This is a genomic window from Paenibacillus sp. LX16, assembly GCF_036252815.1.
Lineage (GTDB): Bacteria > Bacillota > Bacilli > Paenibacillales > Paenibacillaceae > Paenibacillus > Paenibacillus polymyxa_B.
Genome location: NZ_CP141152.1, coordinates 1,991,373 through 2,008,070, shown reverse-complemented (window position 1 = coordinate 2,008,070; position 16,698 = coordinate 1,991,373). Strand labels below are relative to the sequence as shown.

The following is a 16,698-nucleotide window of genomic DNA, read 5'->3' as shown; positions in this document are numbered from 1 at the left end:
AATCTGGGGCACAATCCCCTTGATACCACTATATACGTTATTTTCCAGTCGTCAATGATGATGATTGTCTTTAAACTTTATAAAAAAAAGACTTGCCATCCTGAAATGTTGTGCTTATAATTACACCTAACTTGATACGGTAACAAATTTCAATGACGAGAACGAGTAAGCTATACAGCGGATTTGCAGAGAGTTGGGGCAGGTGAAAGCCAACATTCCGAGGGTAGCCGAACGCCATCTCTGAGAAGCGGGCTGAACCTGAAGTAAGCTCTGCCGCCTTTCCAGCGTTAACCGGAACACGTATTGATGGATACGTGAACAGAGTGTCATTTCGTGTGGAATGAAACTAGGGTGGTAACACGGGTATAAACTCGTCCCTTTTACAGGGGCGGGTTTTTTTGTTTTTCAAAAAGGAGGAAATCATCATGACAAATGTATCGACAGCAGTATCTATAACCGATTTTTTGACTCCGGCTGTACGGGAAATGCCGCCTTCAGGCATCCGTAAGTTTTTCGAATATAGTACGGGCAGAAAAGATATTGTATCGCTTGGTGTTGGTGAACCTGACTTTGTAACCCCTCAACATGTCAGAAAGGCCTGTATCACAGCACTGGAAAATGGTAAAACATCATACACACCGAATGCTGGACTTCCCGAGCTTCGTGAGGAGATTGCCGGGTATCTGGAGAGCAGCTTCAGCACATCCTACAACCCGACAGATGAAATCATGGTTACCATTGGAAGCAGCGAAGCACTGGATTTGGCACTACGCGCCCTGATCACCGCAGACGATGAAATACTCATTCCGGCTCCATGTTATATTTCGTATTCGCCCATCACGTTTTTGAACGGAGGACATACCGTAACGGTTGAAACCTCTGCGGATCAGCAGTTCAAGCTGACAGCTGAGGCACTCCAAGCCAAGCTGACTCCACGATCCAAAGTGCTTATTCTCTGTTATCCGAATAATCCAACGGGTGGGGTGATGACCTATGAGGATTGGCTACCGATTGCCCGCCTAGTTGAGGAGCATAATCTTGTCGTCATATCAGACGAAATTTATGCTGAACTGACCTATGAACAGAAGCATGTAAGCTTCGCAGCTCTGCCAGGAATGAAAGAGCGCACCCTGCTCATCAGCGGCTTTTCCAAAGCATTTGCGATGACAGGCTGGAGGGTCGGCTACGTGTGTGGCCCAAGAGAGTTGATTTCAGCTATGCTGAAGATTCATCAATATACCGCCATGTGCGCTCCTATTATCGGACAAATTGCCGCTATTGAATCCCTGCGCAACGGGCTGGAGGAAAAGGATCGTATGATGGAATCCTACAATCTGCGTAGAAAATGGTTCGTTGAAGGCCTATGTCAGACAGGACTGCCATGTCACGAACCAAACGGTGCCTTCTATGCTTTTCCTTCCATTATGCACACAGGGTTAAGTTCAGAGCAGTTTGCCAAGCGATTGTTGGAAGAAGAAGGAGTCATTACTGTACCCGGTTCCGCATTTGGCCCAGGCGGCGAGGGCTTTATTCGCTGCTCGTATGCGTCATCGCGAGAACAGCTGGAAATGGCTTTGGAACGCATCAGCGCATTCTTGAAACGTCTATAAATACGATTTTCCTATCACGAAATGAACATGAGTACTGGATGAACACTATTGTAGTAGCTTCTGAATAAGCTTTTTCTGGTGTGCTGGCAAGCCTTCCGTCCATTCCCCTACACGGCAATAACAAATGTCGGAGATTTCGGCGCTTGGTCGGAAAGTACCGGGAGTCCGGACATCCTAATCTTTAGGATGTCCGATATTCAGAACGTTTTGCACAAAATCAGTCTTGGCATCCGTGTACGCTTCACGATCATGCTGATTTTCCATCGCCAGCCGCCTTTTTAATACATCATATTGCTGAATCAGCTCAGGCTGTTCACGAAGTCGGTTCCGAAACAATAGCTGCCGATCCCAATGCTCATCAGATTTCAGTATGAGATGCAGATGTCCCTTTCTTTGATCCTGATCCACTTTAACCAAAAATCTTCTCCATTCCCGACCGTCCAATTCAGGCGGAACATAGTTCCAGCCTGCTGGTTGTAAAGCAGACACGATCTGTTCCAGTTGATCCCAAGATTCTAATTTTGCCATTATGTCAATAATGGGCTTAGCGGAAAGATTGGGAATTGCCGTGCTTCCTATATGTTCGATTTCCGTCACCTTAAACGGCAGTAATAACTCCCGCAACTGGTGAATGATCTTTAAGCCCTGCTCTGACCAGGCAGGATCAGGATTCACTATTTTTACAGGCTCCGTAGCCCACACCGGCCAATGTTCCTGGTTTTGCTCCTCATGCATTCGTGATCCCCCCTAATTTCTACTCATGTATCCTCTCATTCAACTGTATCCTTTTGAATATCCTTAACATCATCTTGTAACTTACGGCTGTATAACTGAGCATTTTCCGCATCAAAACAAACAAAAATAATCTCATTCAAAGCCGCATGTTCACGTACAAAACGTGTCACTTCCTGTATAGCAATATCCGCCGCCTTTTCTTTTGGGAAACGGTAGATGCCTGTGCTGATATTCGGAAAGGCAATGCTTCGTGCATTCAGTTTTAAAGCTAATTGGAGTGCATTATGGTAGCATTTCGCCAATAGCTCCTCTTCCCGATGGTCGCCACCATTCCACACAGGGCCGACGGTATGAATAACATATTGGGCATCCAGCTTGCCAGCTGTGGTATAAACTGCCTCTCCTACGGGACATCCACCCTGCTTGTTTCTGATACTTACACAATCTTCTAAGATAGCCGGACCGCCAGCCCTATGAATCGCGCCATCTACGCCACCGCCACCCAGCAAGCTTGTATTGGCTGCATTGACAATAATATCCGCCTTACAACGGGTAATATCCCCTTGCATCACACGTATTGTCACGTTTAATAGTTCAATTTGGGTATTCATTAATCCTCCTCCTCTCGTAAAAAACAACTTCGTTATATAACCATTTTATAGTCAGCACAAGCGATTTCTAATATATCGTCATAGGTTTTCAGCATATAGTGCTTTAGATTTTTCCCCCGCGCGCTTGCTATTGTAGCTAATAATGGCGTATCTGTAAGCTCATCAAAGCTACTGCCCTGCGTATATTCCCGTTCAGACATGTGCAAAGCGACGTCTAATTCAATCATGTTGAAGTAGTAGACTTCTGTAAATATCAGTTCATAGGGCACAAAATCATCTGCTGCTTCCGTTGCCAGCCCCCCATTAATTTCTCCCTTTAAAACCAGCTCCTTCTTCGGATAATTCATATGCACATGGTCCAAATAGACCGCATCACGTCCATACAATGCTCCAATTGAAGTTTGAACGGCCTTTATCTGTGGCATCCAGGTGTTCTCCCTTCCTAAGTTATTTTCCATCTAGCAACATGAGTGCAGTCGCAACCGCATGATCCACAAAAGAACGCTCTGGGCGAGACTTCATCATCACGGTAATCCCGATTAACAAAGAGACCAACGTATGGGCCAGAGCTCGTGCGTCCATGCTAGCCTCCAGCTCTCCTGATCTTATACCACGCTCGAGGGTCTCCTGAAAGACAGCAGAAAGATACATCTGATGCTCTCTGGTTAAAATTTCAAATTTCTCATCATGAGGGGCTAATTCTACCATCGTATTAATACAAAAGCATCCCCTATTAGGCCCATCCTCGTACTCTTCGGCTACGACTCCTCCAAAAAAATTGTAAAACGCTTCTTTTACAGAAGAATTGCTTTGTAGTCTAGAGCGTACATAAGCAGCGTGGGATTGCGTATATTTGCGCAGCGCGGCTTCGAATAATTGCTTCTTGTCTCCAAAGGCAGCGTAAATGCTAGGGCGCTGAATTCCCATTTTGGAGGTTAAATCGCTTAAAGATGTAGCCTCGAATCCCTTTTCCCAAAAAATTCGCATCGCTGCTTCCAACGCTTGATCTTCATCAAATTCCCGTGGTCGAACCATAACTAACCCCTTCTTTTCGTATCGTTCAGTATATTAAGATTGTATGATCACGATAAGAAACTGTCAAATATGTACATGATGAACTCTTGACATTTCATATTTACACGAGTTATATTGACCTAAATTCATTACATACCAATCAGTATATTATACTTATCGGTATGTAAATTATAGAAAGTGAAGTGGTATGTGAAAATGAAGACGTCTGAAGAAAAAGCAGCATTCCTATCCCATCAAACCTTAGCTAATGCTGCTGAAACAACCCCCATTCGTTCCATGTCCCGATCTGTGGCGTTTCTATTTGCCATAGCCTGTGGGCTGGCTGTCGCCAACATTTATTATGCGCAACCATTACTTGACGCGTTGGCGCACGAGTTTGGAATTATGCATTCATCGGTAGGTATGGTCATTACGGTGACGCAAATTTGTTATGCTTTGGGATTACTGCTGCTCGTCCCACTTGGCGATCTTTTGAACCGACGGCGGCTGATTGCTGGGCAAATGCTACTGTCCGTGCTGGCATTAATCGTGGTTAGCTTTGCTCCTACTCGTACAATACTGCTTATGGGAATGGCAATGGTTGGTCTGCTGGCTGTAGTCACTCAAACACTCGTGGCTTTCGCTTCTACCTTGGCTAATCCGACTGAACGTGGGCGTATCGTAGGTCTGGTGACCAGTGGAGTCGTTATCGGCATTCTGCTGGCACGAACCGTGGCCGGTGTATTAACTGATCTGGCAGGCTGGCGTTCAGTTTACCTTGTTTCTGCTATACTTACGTTGTTTATGGCTGGAGCTCTGTTGCGGGTGTTGCCAAAGAACGAACCCACAAGTGCGACACTTTCCTATCCGCAGCTGCTCCGATCGGTTATCGTACTATTTTTGCAAGAACGAATTCTGCGCATTCGTGCTGTCCTTGCATTGCTCATTTTTACGGCGTTCAGCATATTGTGGACTTCGCTTGTGTTACCTCTCAGTGCACCCCCATTGTCTCTTTCACATACTGCTATCGGGGCCTTTGGTCTGGCTGGAGTGGCCGGAGCTTTAGCAGCAGCACGAGCAGGGCGTCTTGCCGATCAGGGCTTGGGACAACGGACGACGGGTATTGCCCTAGTTTTATTGCTGCTGTCATGGTTACCTATCCGCTACACCGAGCATTCTCTATTCGCTTTAGCTCTTGGCGTCATTCTTTTGGACTTGGCGGTACAGGCTGTACATGTCACCAACCAAAGCTTGATTTTCAATGTTCGCCCTGAGGCACGGAGCCGACTTACTGCAGGCTACATGATATTTTATTCCATTGGTAGCGCCACCGGGGCCATTGCTTCCACTCATATGTACATCTATGCCGGATGGAACGGGGTGTGTCTATTAGGAGCTGGTGTCAGTGCTCTGGCTCTCATCTTTTGGGCTTTAACTCGACGTTCAACTTGATGGGGAGACTGCTATTGATTGAATCAGAAAAACCGCCGGGTCCACGACAATGACCGGCGGTTCTCTTCTGTCATGACAAAATCATCACTTGATTGCAATATAAATCAAAACAGGTTCAGCAGGACGGCCATACACTTCAAAATCACCTGTGTATGTCCGCTCCCCTTGTCCCGTGGCAGCCCACTGCCAGATCGTCTGCCATACACGGAAGACAGAAGAGGGTTCCTGAGTTGCCTGAAAAATGGCGTAGCGTGCAGCCGGAATGACAAGTTCCTGAAGGTCATCAGGAGTCTGGAAATCCTTATCCGCTTCTTTTCCGATAAAAAACGTATACTCGCCCAAAGCTCCATTTTCATAGTCAGTATAGCAACCATAGACAGAAGCATGTCCTGCTTTTTCCTTTATCCGACCAGGCACGTCCTCACTCCAAAAACGTTCCCACATGTTTGGAATGATCCCGTGAGATGTTTGTTCCTTCTGATTATTTGTACGTGCTTTCAACCCAATTAAATGGATTTCACCTCGGTACTCCTCCCGAATGGGTCCATCAAGTTGAAGCTCTGTATCCTCTGAGGATCGCCATCGTTTTAAATGCGGTAGGTAATTGCGCAGCATCGAAGTCGCTTCTTCTTCCTGCATCCCTTCCTCTACTAGGATAGGCACACACTGCTGAATCATTCCCTCCATAGTCAATTCAGGCTGTACAAATTCGCCTTCCTTGTAACAATACTTGCAATACTCATCCGTTTTATGATGTTGTGCATCCGTTCCATATTGGTCCTCATGCTCTAGCGGCATCCCGCAACTTTGACAAGCTTTATCCATCCTCGTAAATCCCCTTTCGCTAACTGATATCAGGTATGCCACCAGTATAACGAAACAAACCTGACAACTATGGGTCAGGTTTGTTTTACTTTAATCTAAGATTTCCTTTATGATTCCCGAACTTCATCATAATTAGATGCAATACGCAGCGCCATCTTATGAATCTTGTCCCGCAAATGGGCTGGTTCTTTGACAACCACATCCGGTCCCAAGCTTAAAATAAATCCGTACGCCCATTCATCCTCGGGAAACGGGACCGAAACCGTATAGATCCCTTCCTCCTGCTCGGTCAATGCTTCTACGCCAAACCAGTCCTCCGCCAAATGCCTCGAATTACGGTTAAATTGTAGCGTAAATGGGTGTACGGCTCTGGATACCTCCATCCGTCCCTCATTCCACGGCAACACTTCATAAGAAAGATCCCTGCGAGCAAAAACGGTCTCTGTAACTACAGGGTCACTCATGCGCGAGAGTTTGAATAGACGAAACTGCTCCCTATCGGGACAATACGCATATACAAACCATTGTTGTCCTTTCAGAACGAGCGTATGCGGTTCAACATTCCGTTCTGTTATAGCTCCACCCGCATTTCGATAGGTAAAGGCGACAGTGCGCGCTTGGCTCATTGCTTCTTTTACCTTTATCAATTTGCCTTCCTGCGCAGCCCGATTTCCCCATCCCGAATGATCGACGATAAACTGTGTGGTATGGACACTAAATTGCTCTTTCCCAGACTCCGGTATAATACTCTCAAATTTATGAAGTAACCGCGACACATTCGGGCCGCCCAACGACGAGGACAAACTCTGCAAACCCATCACGATGTCCTTTATATCATGATCCGTCAGCATACTGCGATCCAGGCGGTATCCTTCCATCAGACCGATTCCCCCATTGGCTCCCTGATAAGTGACCACCGGAATACCTGCCATACTAATCGCTTCAATATCTCTATAGATCGTCCGGATCGAAACCTCATATAAATCAGCCAGTTCCTTCGCTTGTATTCTATTTTTCTTTAGCAGCAAAATGACGATAGAAAGCAATCGGTCAATTTTCATTTTTTCAAAACCTTTCACAATTAATAAAAATAAGCCATGAACTCCTCATCATATCCCTGACCGTGATATTCCAAAGCATTCTTTTCTATACCATAGGTTTCAAATCCCAATTTCCTATACAGCTCAACAGCAGCTTGATTGGTAGTCACCACACTCAGGTTGATTTGCTTCAAACCTTCCACTTTTCTACCTTGGCTGATAACTTCCAATAAAAGTTTTTTAGCGATCCCCTGACCTCGATAGGTCGATGGTACATAAACTCCCCAAATTGCTCCCTTATGCTGCGTCTTTATTTTCTGCTCTCTTCTAAACCCGGTCATGCCAACCAGCTGATGATCCTTTGTAAATGCACCAAGTATGTAATGATCTCGTTTATTTTGTATCTGCTTCACCACATCAGATAGCGGAACTAGTGCAGCTTCCTCATAGGAGGTTCCAAAAGCTTCGGGGTTCATTTGTAGGGCTTCCAGTCTCAAATTCCAATAAGCCTCAGCGTCTGCTGGTTGTATGTACCTGATTAAAACCATGGCTTCCCGTCCCTCCAAATGTTTTCCTTCATCTTACTCTATCTCTTATCTAAAATGAATCTGTTATTCTTCGATTAAAATAACCTCAGGTACTCTATCCAGCCGGATAGAATGCCTGAGGTTCCAATAACTCCTTACAAATTATGACTCGTAGCGCTTCAGCACAATGACCGCATTATGACCACCGAAGCCGAAAGAATTAGATAACCCAATATTTAGTGTAACCTTGCGCGCTTCGTGAGGCACATAATCCAAATCGCAAGCCGGGTCCGGATTATCCAGATGCATCGTTGGCGGAATGATACCTTCTCGCAGGCTTTGCACAAGCGCAATTGCTTCAACACCGCCTGCAGCTCCCAGCATATGACCCAGCATGGACTTATTCGCAGTAACCGGAATCTGATAGGCATACTCACCAAATAGCTTGTGGATTGCAAGGGTTTCAGCGATATCCCCGACAGACGTACTCGTTGCGTGGGCGCTAATCACGTCCACTTCTTCAGGGGAGATGTGGGCCGAATGAAGGGCCGCTTTCATCGCCAAGTAAGCTCCGGTTCCTTCGGGATGCGGTGCAACCATGTGATAAGCATCCGAACTGGCTCCATAACCGATGACCTCACCATAGATTTCCGCACCACGTTGGATAGCGTGTTCCAATGACTCCAGTACCAGAATACCTGCACCTTCGCTCATGACAAAGCCGTCTCGATCCTGATCAAAAGGTCGACTTGCCATAGAAGGCTCCTCGTTACGTGTGGACAATGCAGTCGCATTAGCGAAGCTTGCCAAGGCCAATCTAGTCACCGCCGCTTCAGCTCCACCAGCAAAAATGACATCCGCATCTCCTGTGCGAATCGTCCGAAACGCCTCTCCAATTGCTGTATTCCCAATCGAGCAAGCCGTCACGGGTGAAAGCGTAGGTCCCATCGCTCCAAACGCGATACTAATTTGAGCAGCGGCCATATTCGAGATCATCATGGGTACCAGCGTCGGGCTAACTCTACCCGGTCCACGATGTAGCAGAACATTTACATTGTCCACCAACGTATCCAAACCGCCGACTCCCGATCCCACATAGACACCTACACGCTCCAAATCGGTGTCATCCAGTTCCAGACCGGAATCCTTAAGCGCTTGTTCTGCCGCATATAATGCAAACTGAGTAAACCGATCCATTCGTCTAGCATCTTTACGTCCCCATTGCTTTTCTGCATCAAAATCCTGTACCAGTCCAGCAATTTGTGCTTTCAAATCGGACACATCGAATGTATCAATTTTACGTATACCTGAATTGCCTTCCAGTAAATTCTTCCACAACGTGTCCACTTCATTACCCAGTGGGGAAACGACACCCATACCTGTTATCACTACTCTTTGCATAAGCTATTCATTCCTCCTGCTCAGTGACTTACTTATAATCCTCATTTTACCCTTGTCTTATCCTATTACAAGTGTTTGTTTATCCTGGTATAATGAACACTACTATAGTAAACGCCTTATTTGCTCACTTCGGATATACCCATTGAATGGAGAGAAAATACCTATGAAAACGGAAGCACGTCTGGAAGCACTATCTGTTTTTCTAAAAACAAAAAGGGCCCGCCTACACCCACATATGGTCGGTCTGCCCCAAGGATCACGTCGCAGAACACCAGGCTTGCGCAGAGAAGAAGTCGCTCAGCTGGCAGGTGTCAGTACGACCTGGTATACCTGGCTGGAGCAAGGACGAGATATTAAGGTGTCCGCCTCTGTGTTGGATGCTATTGCTGCAGCATTGCAGTTGAACACAGACGAGCGCAAATATTTGTATGATTTGGCGATCGAGGCCGGGTCTCACAGCCTTCCAGCTCCTGCAGAGCAGGCTGTCATTTCCCCCTCTCTGCAAAAGGTTGTACAAGAGCTGCACTACTGCCCTGCTATTATTTCAGATCGGCGCTGTCATATTGTCGGTTGGAACGCCGCTGCTGCTCACGTTTTTATGGATTTTGCCGAGCTACCATATGAGCAACGCAATATGATTGAACTGTTATTCACCAAAAAGGAGTTTAAAAGTCTAGCCGTGAATTGGGAACACTTTGTAAAGGGGTTCCTTGCTATTTTCCGCGCTTATTACGGGCAATACGTAACAGATCCCTGGTATGCACAATTTATACAAAATATGAGTCAGACCTACCCTGAGTTTAACGAGCTTTGGAATCAGAGTGAAGTAAGCTCCGCGCCGGAGGTACTCATTGAATTTCGCCATGCCAAGGCTGGCAAAATGCTATTTGACCTGACTTCTCTTCAGGTACAAGGCAGTGTTGATCTCCGTTGCAGCATCTACACCCCTAATGCGCAGACCTCTACGGAAAGTAAACTCCAAAAGTTAATGGAAGGCAGCTAAAGGATTTCATCCCTCCTGTTATGAAGATATCTTTTTCCGTCCATACTACATCTACGATCTGTGCTAAATAGATGCCACATATGTGACAGAACCAAGAGTTTCAACTGTGCTACTACCAGGAGGGAGGGAAATCATCATGAAAGCCAAATCGACAAGTTCCCCGCACATACCCAATCAAGCGCCACTGCCTGTTCCGGTGCAATTTGATCGAAGCTGGCAGGATGAGCTGGACCAGCGGCTGCGCAAAGGTGGCCCTTGGGGAGATTGGAATCTGTATCAGCTGGCCATTGAGGCTGAAAAAGTCAAACTGGTGCCAAGCTTTGATGAGCTTCAATGTCTACAGCATTTGCAAGACCTCACTCCACTACCCCATCAGCTGGATACCGCTCGAAAGGTACTGTTTCAAATGTCCGGACGTGCCATTCTTGCCGATGAAGTCGGCCTAGGCAAAACAATCGAAGCTGGAATGATCCTAAAGGAATATCTGGTTCGCGGGCTGGCTTCCAAAGTGCTTATTCTTGTACCCGCATCTCTGGTTCTACAATGGGTGCGTGAGCTGAACAGCAAATTCGGTATTCCCGCTGTCGCCCAGAAAAAAGCGTATTCTTGGTCTTCCGAGGTCGTCGTGGCCTCTATGGATACCGCCAAGCGGGAGCCCCATAGTAGCATCCTGCTAGATACCGATTATGACCTGCTCATTATAGACGAGGCTCATAAGCTGAAAAATAAAAAGACATCCAACTACCAGTTCATTATGAAGCTGCGTAAAAAATATTGTTTGCTTCTGACAGCAACACCTGTACAAAACGATCTGTCTGAGCTGTTTAACCTGATTACACTGCTCAAGCCCGGTCAATTGGGGAGACATGGCGATTTTTCAGCCAACTTTGTTGTAGATAAACGTCTGCCCAAAAATGAAGATCAGCTCAAGGATGAGCTATCTAAAGTCATGATCCGCAATCGTCGCGGAGAAGGCCCGGTTCAATTCACCAAACGAAATGTTTCCAACATTCACTTGGAACTTTCGCCGGAAGAGCAAGCACTGTACGATGGGGTGACCTCTTTTGTCAAAGAGCAATACCAGGCGAATGGCGGAAATCTAAGTAGCATGCTGTCTCTCGTCACCCTTCAACGGGAAGTCTGCAGCAGCCGGGACGCTGTGTTCGTGACGCTGGTCAATTTGTCTAAAAAGATGGCCCCAGACTCTCCCCTACGCGATCGTGTCTGGGATTTGGTTGCACATATTAAAGCGATCAAGGCCAATTCCAAAGCAGAAAAAGCGCTCGAGCTTATCCGTCAGATGAACGAAAAAGTGATCATTTTTACAGAATACCGGGCCACACAGGAGTATTTGCTGAACTATTTCCGTGACCGTGGCCTATCTGCTGTTCCTTATCGAGGCGGTATGAACCGTGGACGCAAGGATTGGATGATGGATCTGTTCCGTGGGCGCATTCAGGTCATGATTGCCACCGAAGCGGGTGGTGAAGGCATTAACCTGCAATTTTGTCACCATATGATTAACTTCGATTTACCGTGGAATCCCATGCGTGTGGAGCAGCGGATCGGACGGGTGCATCGACTTGGACAGACGCATGATGTTAATATTTTCAACTTGTCCACAACCGGAACGATAGAGGAGCATATCCTGCATCTGCTGCATGAAAAGATAAATATGTTTGAGATGGTCATTGGCGGATTGGACGTTATTCTTGAGAAGTTTGAGAAGAAAGAATCTATTGAAAAAAGTCTGTATAAAATCATGCTTGAATCCAGTAGCGATGATGAAATTCGCAAAAAAATGCAAAAGCTGGGCCACTCGCTGGATTCCATCAAACAGGAAATGGAACAACTGCGCACAGACCAGCCAAACACCGAGAGCTTATTAGGCCTAGCAGGCAACACGGTTCCACCGGGCAAAGCTCGACGCAGTGTGAAGGGAGGTCGCTAGTTTGACCATGGATGCCCAGCAAGTCCAGCGTTTTGTCCACACCTATCTGGAAGCTACCGGATGCAGTGTCATTGAGAGGTCGCCCCACCATGTAACCGTCAAGCTTTCTCCAGAAGCGGATAAAGCCTTAACAAACCGGCCCTACTATTGGGGATACGTAGAGCGTACTGGCGTTCCAGCGCAGACGATGTCCTTCACTTTCATCTTTGATGGGGAAGCCTATCGCACAGAACAGGAACGTTTAGCAGATCATACGCCCCCAACTCCAGCATCAGGCAACGCAGCACAAGATCAGGTCATGGGGCGTTACTTCGGTCATGTACCGACGTTACCACAATTGGGACCTGGACGTATTCTGCAGGAGGAGCTTCGATATGGAAGCCGTCGGCTACATCAAATTTTTGAAGCCGCACGAGATGGAGGAAAATATGTTTATTTGTTTGAGCAGCCTGATGCCCGTCAGCTGTCTGCCCGCTCTCCCGTAGTCTATGAAGCTTGGCTCAGCATCTGCTATAAGATTGAATTCGCCTGCGATTTGAAGCGTGAAGAACTTCAGTGGCTAGGTATTTCGCTTAAAAGCGGCACCATTGTAACCGATTTTGGCGCCATGCTCGAAACCCGGCAGCTCAGCCCGCTGCTGGCGGGCAATATGCATGTGCAGCCTGCCGAGCTATCTGTCCCTGAAGCTTCTAGCTCGCTTGAAAGCTACCTCACCGAACAGCTCCGTCAGCAAGATTATGATTGGGCTGAGCAGGCGAAGGAACGATTGCGCGAGGAATTGGAGGTTATTGACCACTACTATGATGATCTAATCAAGGAGCAGAAAGAGGAAGAGGATAAAAAAGAAGCCATATCAGAGCAGCATCAAGCCCGTCGTAAAGAAATGGTATGGCAATATGAGCCCAAGGTACTCGTATCCGCCATTAACTGCGGAATATTTCATCTGCGGTAGCCGATATCTCTTGCTCCTTCGCAGGAGAGTTGCAGAGGTATCGTCAGCTTGTAACATCTTGCTTCAGCCTACATCAGTTTCCGCTGCTGCAACCACAAGTTTGGTTAAACATGTCTCCTATGTATCGACAGCAAAAAGCGAACCTGGATACGACATTTGCGCCGACAAGGTGCAGCAGTCTTTTTATCGGACAGGCTGTATGCTGGATAAAAAAGAATGCCTCCGTCGGGCAATCAAGCCGACAGAAAGGTGGATTTCATTGAAGAAGAACCATTCCGGGCACTATAGCATAGGTATGATCGCAGCTGTTCTGATCGGCCTGTCCGCAGTCTGTCCGTTCACTCCCCTTCATGCGGCTCCCTCAGTGGCTCAAGACAACAATTTAAACTCGGAGTCTCTTTACAACGATAGCTCGTGGGTTCCTCCATTGAACTCCACGAGTCCTGTTACCCCCTCGGGCGACGTTTCAGCAAGTTTTCCTACTGAGGAGCAAGGCGTGCCCGCAGACGTAAAACAGACAGCGGACAACACGGTACAATCCCTATCGTCCCAACCCCCTTTTGCCTTGTGGAAAGATGCTGAGCTTAGCTATCATCCGCTCGGACCTGGAACCCATAGTTGGCTTGTTCAAGTAAACCGTGCAGGAGAATACATCGGCTACCTGATTATCGGATCAGACTCCAATGGCGCATATCAACTCAACGAATATGGGAATGGTCCGGGTGGACCTTATAGTATGGATGTACTTCGTCAATCCCTGGTGTCGCTCACAGATACTGATCTTTCATCTATCGACAAGCTGCAAATCACACCTATGTATGAGGAACCGCTATTAGCCTACTGGCTGGTGCGCTCCTCTACAGGCAGCGAAATATGTATTGATGCTGTTACTGGCGATCCGTTACCTGTAGAAGTAGCAGATGGAAGTTGGAAACATAAGCTTCAGAACAACGAAATCTCTTCACCTGTACCCTTTTTGAAAACACAGGCGCAAGCGGTTACGGTCTCGTCTGCTCCTTTCGATCCCTATAACGATCTAGGTTGGCTTCAACCCAAGCAAAAGCTTTCTGTCCAAAACACAAGCCAATTTATGGACACACTGAGCATTTCACCGCGTATTATATTTTCTGCCACAAATATCAATTTTGCCTTTGGGGGGCCCTTATCCATTAGTGGGTATCAGTCTTGGATATCCCCAGATCATCCGTCCCAACCCATTTTATATGCGTTAACCCACCACAATGGACTTTCCCGATTTGTACCACTAAAACAGTTGTTGTCAGCTGGTGAATTTTATCGTTTGGACTCTTAGTTATTAAGAAACACGCAAAATGATTTGGAATGATCCCTACAACACAAAAAGAGACCTCAAATGGCATACCCTATGCCTCTTGTGGTCTCTTTGGCGAGTTTAATGTCGCTCCCTTCGCCCTCTGCGTGTGGATTTCATCCACATTTTCAGAGCGAGAGGCAACATGCCAAACCATTTGCTCACCCACGGCTCTCTGGCTTGTTTTTGACTGCGCCGAACATCACGCGGCGTTTCCATATAGCGAACAATCCGCTGCGTAATATACGTCACCAGTTCGTCACTCTTCGCCATCCTTCATGACCTCCTCCAATCTGCGCCTATTATTTCCATTTACGTTGCTTGGAAATATCGGATTCACACGTTAGGTGCAGATACAACTAGCTTGCTCATTTTCCAAAAGGTCTAACCCCTGTGGGAATAACTATGCATGGTTTCCCTTAAATGGAACATACTATCTTCAACATAACAGTTACCCCAAGGCTAATTGTCATATTTGAAGGCAGCTACGCTGCTTTAGGTTTGATGCTTGTTATGCATGGTTTTTCAGTAAATAATCAATTCGTCCATTGGAGGAATAGAATGTGAGCAAAAAAAAGTTAAACAAAATATGGCTGACAGGGCTGGGGTTAAGTCTATGCATCCTTTGCAGTGCTGTATTTGCCCCATTTACCTATACAGCTGCTCAACCCAACGATAAAAGTAACGAACCGAACAAGTATACAGATGTTCCGCCCAACGTACATTCGTCCTATCACGCTTTTGCCAAGCCCGTTGTCCTGATTGATGTAGGCCATGGCGGTGTGGATGGTGGAACAAGTCACAAAGGAATTTTGGAAAAAGATATCAATCTCGCCATTGCTCAAAAGCTGTACTTGATTTTACGCTCCCAGGGATATCCTGCTGTTCTGAATCGGGACAAGGACTACGCACTGAGTGACGACAACCGTTGGCTACAGTCCAAATCCCGGCACCTTAAAGACCTCGCCCAACGGAAAAGCCTAACAGAACAACTGCCCACCGCTTTGGTTGTAAGCCTGCATGTCAATTGGAACAAACGTGCCGAAAAACGGGGACCCATTGTACTGTATCAGGATGAAGGCAGCAGCTATCTGTTAGCTGAACGGATTCAGCATTCATTAAACCGCTTATTTTGCATGAATAGAAAAACAGTGTACGGAAAGCCCTTTTATCTTTTGAATAAAATTCAGCATCCTGCTGTAATTGTAGAAACTGGATTTATCAGTAACGAACAGGACAGAGCTATGCTTTCCGAGGATCGTGGTCAAAAAAGCGTTGCCGAAGCTATTGCCGAAGGCATTATTGCGCATCTGACGGCATGGTAGTGTTGGTGGCTGGGTCTCCTGTCCATCCCCATACAGCTCGTACCAAATCGCTAATACCTACAAATTTGGCGTGCTCCTTTAGCTTGGGAACCGACGAATGAAGAGCGGAGGATGTGTACATACCAGACACGCCGACGTGCCCAATCGTTACGCAGGTATTGTGCTCATCCAGCCATTCAACCACTTTTGTAAGTTGGCGATTCACATGGGCGAGGTTATGGACATCATCCAGAAAAACATCATTTCGTACTGGTGGCATTCCCTTTTTAGCGGCAAGCTCAGGGACCACTGACCAATAATTAGTACGGCTATCGACAAAAAATAGTCCATGCTCCTTACAAACATCAAGAACAATGGACATGATGCGCTTATCCGAAGTGACCTTGGAACCCATGTGGTTGTTCATCCCTATCGCATAAGGAACATCCTTAATGGCTGCTGTCACCTTCGCACGTACTTCTTCATCCGTCATATTAGCCTTAATTGCTCCAGGCCCAAGCCATTCGGGCTTCCCCTGCTTTGGCTCCATTGGAAGATGGACGATGACATCATGACCGCGCTTATGCGCTTCCATAGCGTCCTGCTTGGTTGTAGGCAGGAAGGGCATCACAGCAACGGTAATCTTAACGGGCAAATTTAAAATTTGCTCAGTCCCTTTCATGTTGTTTCCCAGATCATCAATAATGACAGCAACCATCTTTTGCCGCTCGTCCTGTTTGTCTATTGCTTCTGCAACACCAGTACTACAGACCATGAATAACATGCATACCGAAATACAGAGTACTACGGTTCTTCGTATTTTGGATCTTGAATGGAATACTGGTACATAAGCTGGCTCTTTCCGAGCGCGAGATGCCTTTAAAGCCTTTTTTATTATATTTCTCATGTGCAGCTTCCGTCGTGTACTCATTGCGGGTCAGCC

17 protein-coding genes and 1 other annotated feature are annotated in these 16,698 nt (G+C 46.7%); of the genes, 7 read left to right on the top strand and 10 right to left on the bottom strand.

Annotation, left to right across the window (positions count from 1 at the left end; translation table 11 throughout):
• The first annotated feature begins 143 nt into the window (after positions 1 to 143).
• Positions 144 to 382: a binding site (T-box leader), on the top strand.
• 43 nt (positions 383 to 425) lie between these two features.
• Positions 426 to 1,610, top strand: a complete 1,185-nt coding sequence (locus T3H97_RS09265) for an aminotransferase class I/II-fold pyridoxal phosphate-dependent enzyme (RefSeq protein ID WP_328802342.1) — start codon at positions 426 to 428, stop codon at positions 1,608 to 1,610.
• A 174-nt stretch (positions 1,611 to 1,784) separates the two neighbouring features.
• Here T3H97_RS09265 and T3H97_RS09260 read toward each other — a convergent pair whose 3' ends face one another.
• The 4 genes from T3H97_RS09260 to T3H97_RS09245 are packed head-to-tail and all read right to left on the bottom strand — an operon-like array spanning position 1,785 to position 3,991.
• The gene (locus T3H97_RS09260) at positions 1,785 to 2,345 is read right to left on the bottom strand and encodes a GrpB family protein (protein WP_328802341.1); all 561 of its coding nucleotides are present in this window, start codon (positions 2,343 to 2,345) and stop codon (positions 1,785 to 1,787) included.
• Between the two features lie 35 nt (positions 2,346 to 2,380).
• A complete protein-coding gene (locus T3H97_RS09255) occupies positions 2,381 to 2,956 on the bottom strand; it encodes an O-acetyl-ADP-ribose deacetylase (protein ID WP_328802340.1) in 576 nt (191 codons plus the stop codon).
• A 32-nt stretch (positions 2,957 to 2,988) separates the two neighbouring features.
• On the bottom strand, positions 2,989 to 3,381 hold the full coding sequence (locus T3H97_RS09250; protein ID WP_328802339.1) for a hypothetical protein: 393 nt from the start codon (positions 3,379 to 3,381) through the stop codon (positions 2,989 to 2,991).
• 22 nt (positions 3,382 to 3,403) lie between these two features.
• A complete protein-coding gene (locus T3H97_RS09245) occupies positions 3,404 to 3,991 on the bottom strand; it encodes a TetR/AcrR family transcriptional regulator (protein WP_328802338.1) in 588 nt (195 codons plus the stop codon).
• A gap of 195 nt (positions 3,992 to 4,186) precedes the next feature.
• Between T3H97_RS09245 and T3H97_RS09240 the strand changes: the two genes are divergently transcribed.
• Positions 4,187 to 5,422 carry an MFS transporter gene (locus tag T3H97_RS09240; RefSeq protein ID WP_328802337.1) on the top strand — a complete coding sequence of 412 codons (1,236 nt, stop codon included), beginning with the start codon at positions 4,187 to 4,189 and terminating at the stop codon, positions 5,420 to 5,422.
• A gap of 84 nt (positions 5,423 to 5,506) precedes the next feature.
• On the opposite strand, the gene T3H97_RS09235 is transcribed toward T3H97_RS09240, so the two are convergent.
• The 4 genes from T3H97_RS09235 to fabF all read right to left on the bottom strand — a co-directional run bounded on the left by T3H97_RS09235 (position 5,507) and on the right by fabF (position 9,215).
• Positions 5,507 to 6,247: a zinc ribbon domain-containing protein gene (locus T3H97_RS09235; RefSeq protein WP_328802336.1), complete on the bottom strand. Its 741-nt coding sequence runs from the start codon at positions 6,245 to 6,247 to the stop codon at positions 5,507 to 5,509.
• 107 nt (positions 6,248 to 6,354) lie between these two features.
• Positions 6,355 to 7,308 (bottom strand): helix-turn-helix transcriptional regulator, encoded by a 954-nt coding sequence (locus T3H97_RS09230; protein WP_328802335.1) that lies wholly within the window; start codon positions 7,306 to 7,308, stop codon positions 6,355 to 6,357.
• 20 nt (positions 7,309 to 7,328) lie between these two features.
• A complete protein-coding gene (locus T3H97_RS09225) occupies positions 7,329 to 7,853 on the bottom strand; it encodes a GNAT family N-acetyltransferase (RefSeq protein ID WP_328802334.1) in 525 nt (174 codons plus the stop codon).
• Positions 7,854 to 7,976: 123 nt separating this feature from the next.
• Positions 7,977 to 9,215, bottom strand: a complete 1,239-nt coding sequence (gene fabF, locus T3H97_RS09220; RefSeq protein WP_328802333.1) for a beta-ketoacyl-ACP synthase II — start codon at positions 9,213 to 9,215, stop codon at positions 7,977 to 7,979.
• A 163-nt stretch (positions 9,216 to 9,378) separates the two neighbouring features.
• Between fabF and T3H97_RS09215 the strand changes: the two genes are divergently transcribed.
• From T3H97_RS09215 to T3H97_RS09200, 4 genes are all read left to right on the top strand, one after another.
• Positions 9,379 to 10,218, top strand: a complete 840-nt coding sequence (locus tag T3H97_RS09215) for a helix-turn-helix transcriptional regulator (RefSeq protein ID WP_328802332.1) — start codon at positions 9,379 to 9,381, stop codon at positions 10,216 to 10,218.
• A gap of 136 nt (positions 10,219 to 10,354) precedes the next feature.
• Positions 10,355 to 12,169, top strand: a complete 1,815-nt coding sequence (locus T3H97_RS09210) for a DEAD/DEAH box helicase (RefSeq protein WP_328802331.1) — start codon at positions 10,355 to 10,357, stop codon at positions 12,167 to 12,169.
• 1 nt (position 12,170) lies between these two features.
• Positions 12,171 to 13,121, top strand: coding sequence for a YqhG family protein (locus T3H97_RS09205; protein ID WP_328802330.1), 951 nt, complete (start codon positions 12,171 to 12,173; stop codon positions 13,119 to 13,121).
• 259 nt (positions 13,122 to 13,380) lie between these two features.
• Positions 13,381 to 14,433 (top strand): hypothetical protein, encoded by a 1,053-nt coding sequence (locus T3H97_RS09200; protein ID WP_328802329.1) that lies wholly within the window; start codon positions 13,381 to 13,383, stop codon positions 14,431 to 14,433.
• A gap of 99 nt (positions 14,434 to 14,532) precedes the next feature.
• Here the strand turns inward: T3H97_RS09200 and T3H97_RS09195 are convergent, their stop codons facing one another.
• On the bottom strand, positions 14,533 to 14,724 hold the full coding sequence (locus tag T3H97_RS09195; protein ID WP_071640287.1) for a YqzE family protein: 192 nt from the start codon (positions 14,722 to 14,724) through the stop codon (positions 14,533 to 14,535).
• A gap of 290 nt (positions 14,725 to 15,014) precedes the next feature.
• Between T3H97_RS09195 and T3H97_RS09190 the strand changes: the two genes are divergently transcribed.
• A complete protein-coding gene (locus tag T3H97_RS09190; RefSeq protein WP_328802328.1) occupies positions 15,015 to 15,776 on the top strand; it encodes an N-acetylmuramoyl-L-alanine amidase in 762 nt (253 codons plus the stop codon).
• Here T3H97_RS09190 and T3H97_RS09185 read toward each other — a convergent pair.
• Positions 15,751 to 16,686 (bottom strand): divergent polysaccharide deacetylase family protein, encoded by a 936-nt coding sequence (locus T3H97_RS09185; protein WP_328802327.1) that lies wholly within the window; start codon positions 16,684 to 16,686, stop codon positions 15,751 to 15,753. The genes T3H97_RS09190 and T3H97_RS09185 overlap by 26 nt on opposite strands.
• Positions 16,687 to 16,698: the final 12 nt, after the last annotated feature.

Coding starts and splice junctions, on each gene's coding strand:
- T3H97_RS09265 (WP_328802342.1), top strand. CDS start 426: ATGACAAATGTATCGACAGCAGTATCTATAACCGATTTTTTGACTCCG.
- T3H97_RS09260 (WP_328802341.1), bottom strand. CDS start 2,345: ATGCATGAGGAGCAAAACCAGGAACATTGGCCGGTGTGGGCTACGGAG.
- T3H97_RS09255 (WP_328802340.1), bottom strand. CDS start 2,956: ATGAATACCCAAATTGAACTATTAAACGTGACAATACGTGTGATGCAA.
- T3H97_RS09250 (WP_328802339.1), bottom strand. CDS start 3,381: ATGCCACAGATAAAGGCCGTTCAAACTTCAATTGGAGCATTGTATGGA.
- T3H97_RS09245 (WP_328802338.1), bottom strand. CDS start 3,991: ATGGTTCGACCACGGGAATTTGATGAAGATCAAGCGTTGGAAGCAGCG.
- T3H97_RS09240 (WP_328802337.1), top strand. CDS start 4,187: ATGAAGACGTCTGAAGAAAAAGCAGCATTCCTATCCCATCAAACCTTA.
- T3H97_RS09235 (WP_328802336.1), bottom strand. CDS start 6,247: ATGGATAAAGCTTGTCAAAGTTGCGGGATGCCGCTAGAGCATGAGGAC.
- T3H97_RS09230 (WP_328802335.1), bottom strand. CDS start 7,308: ATGAAAATTGACCGATTGCTTTCTATCGTCATTTTGCTGCTAAAGAAA.
- fabF (WP_328802333.1), bottom strand. CDS start 9,215: ATGCAAAGAGTAGTGATAACAGGTATGGGTGTCGTTTCCCCACTGGGT.
- T3H97_RS09215 (WP_328802332.1), top strand. CDS start 9,379: ATGAAAACGGAAGCACGTCTGGAAGCACTATCTGTTTTTCTAAAAACA.
- T3H97_RS09210 (WP_328802331.1), top strand. CDS start 10,355: ATGAAAGCCAAATCGACAAGTTCCCCGCACATACCCAATCAAGCGCCA.
- T3H97_RS09195 (WP_071640287.1), bottom strand. CDS start 14,724: ATGGCGAAGAGTGACGAACTGGTGACGTATATTACGCAGCGGATTGTT.
- T3H97_RS09185 (WP_328802327.1), bottom strand. CDS start 16,686: ATGAGTACACGACGGAAGCTGCACATGAGAAATATAATAAAAAAGGCT.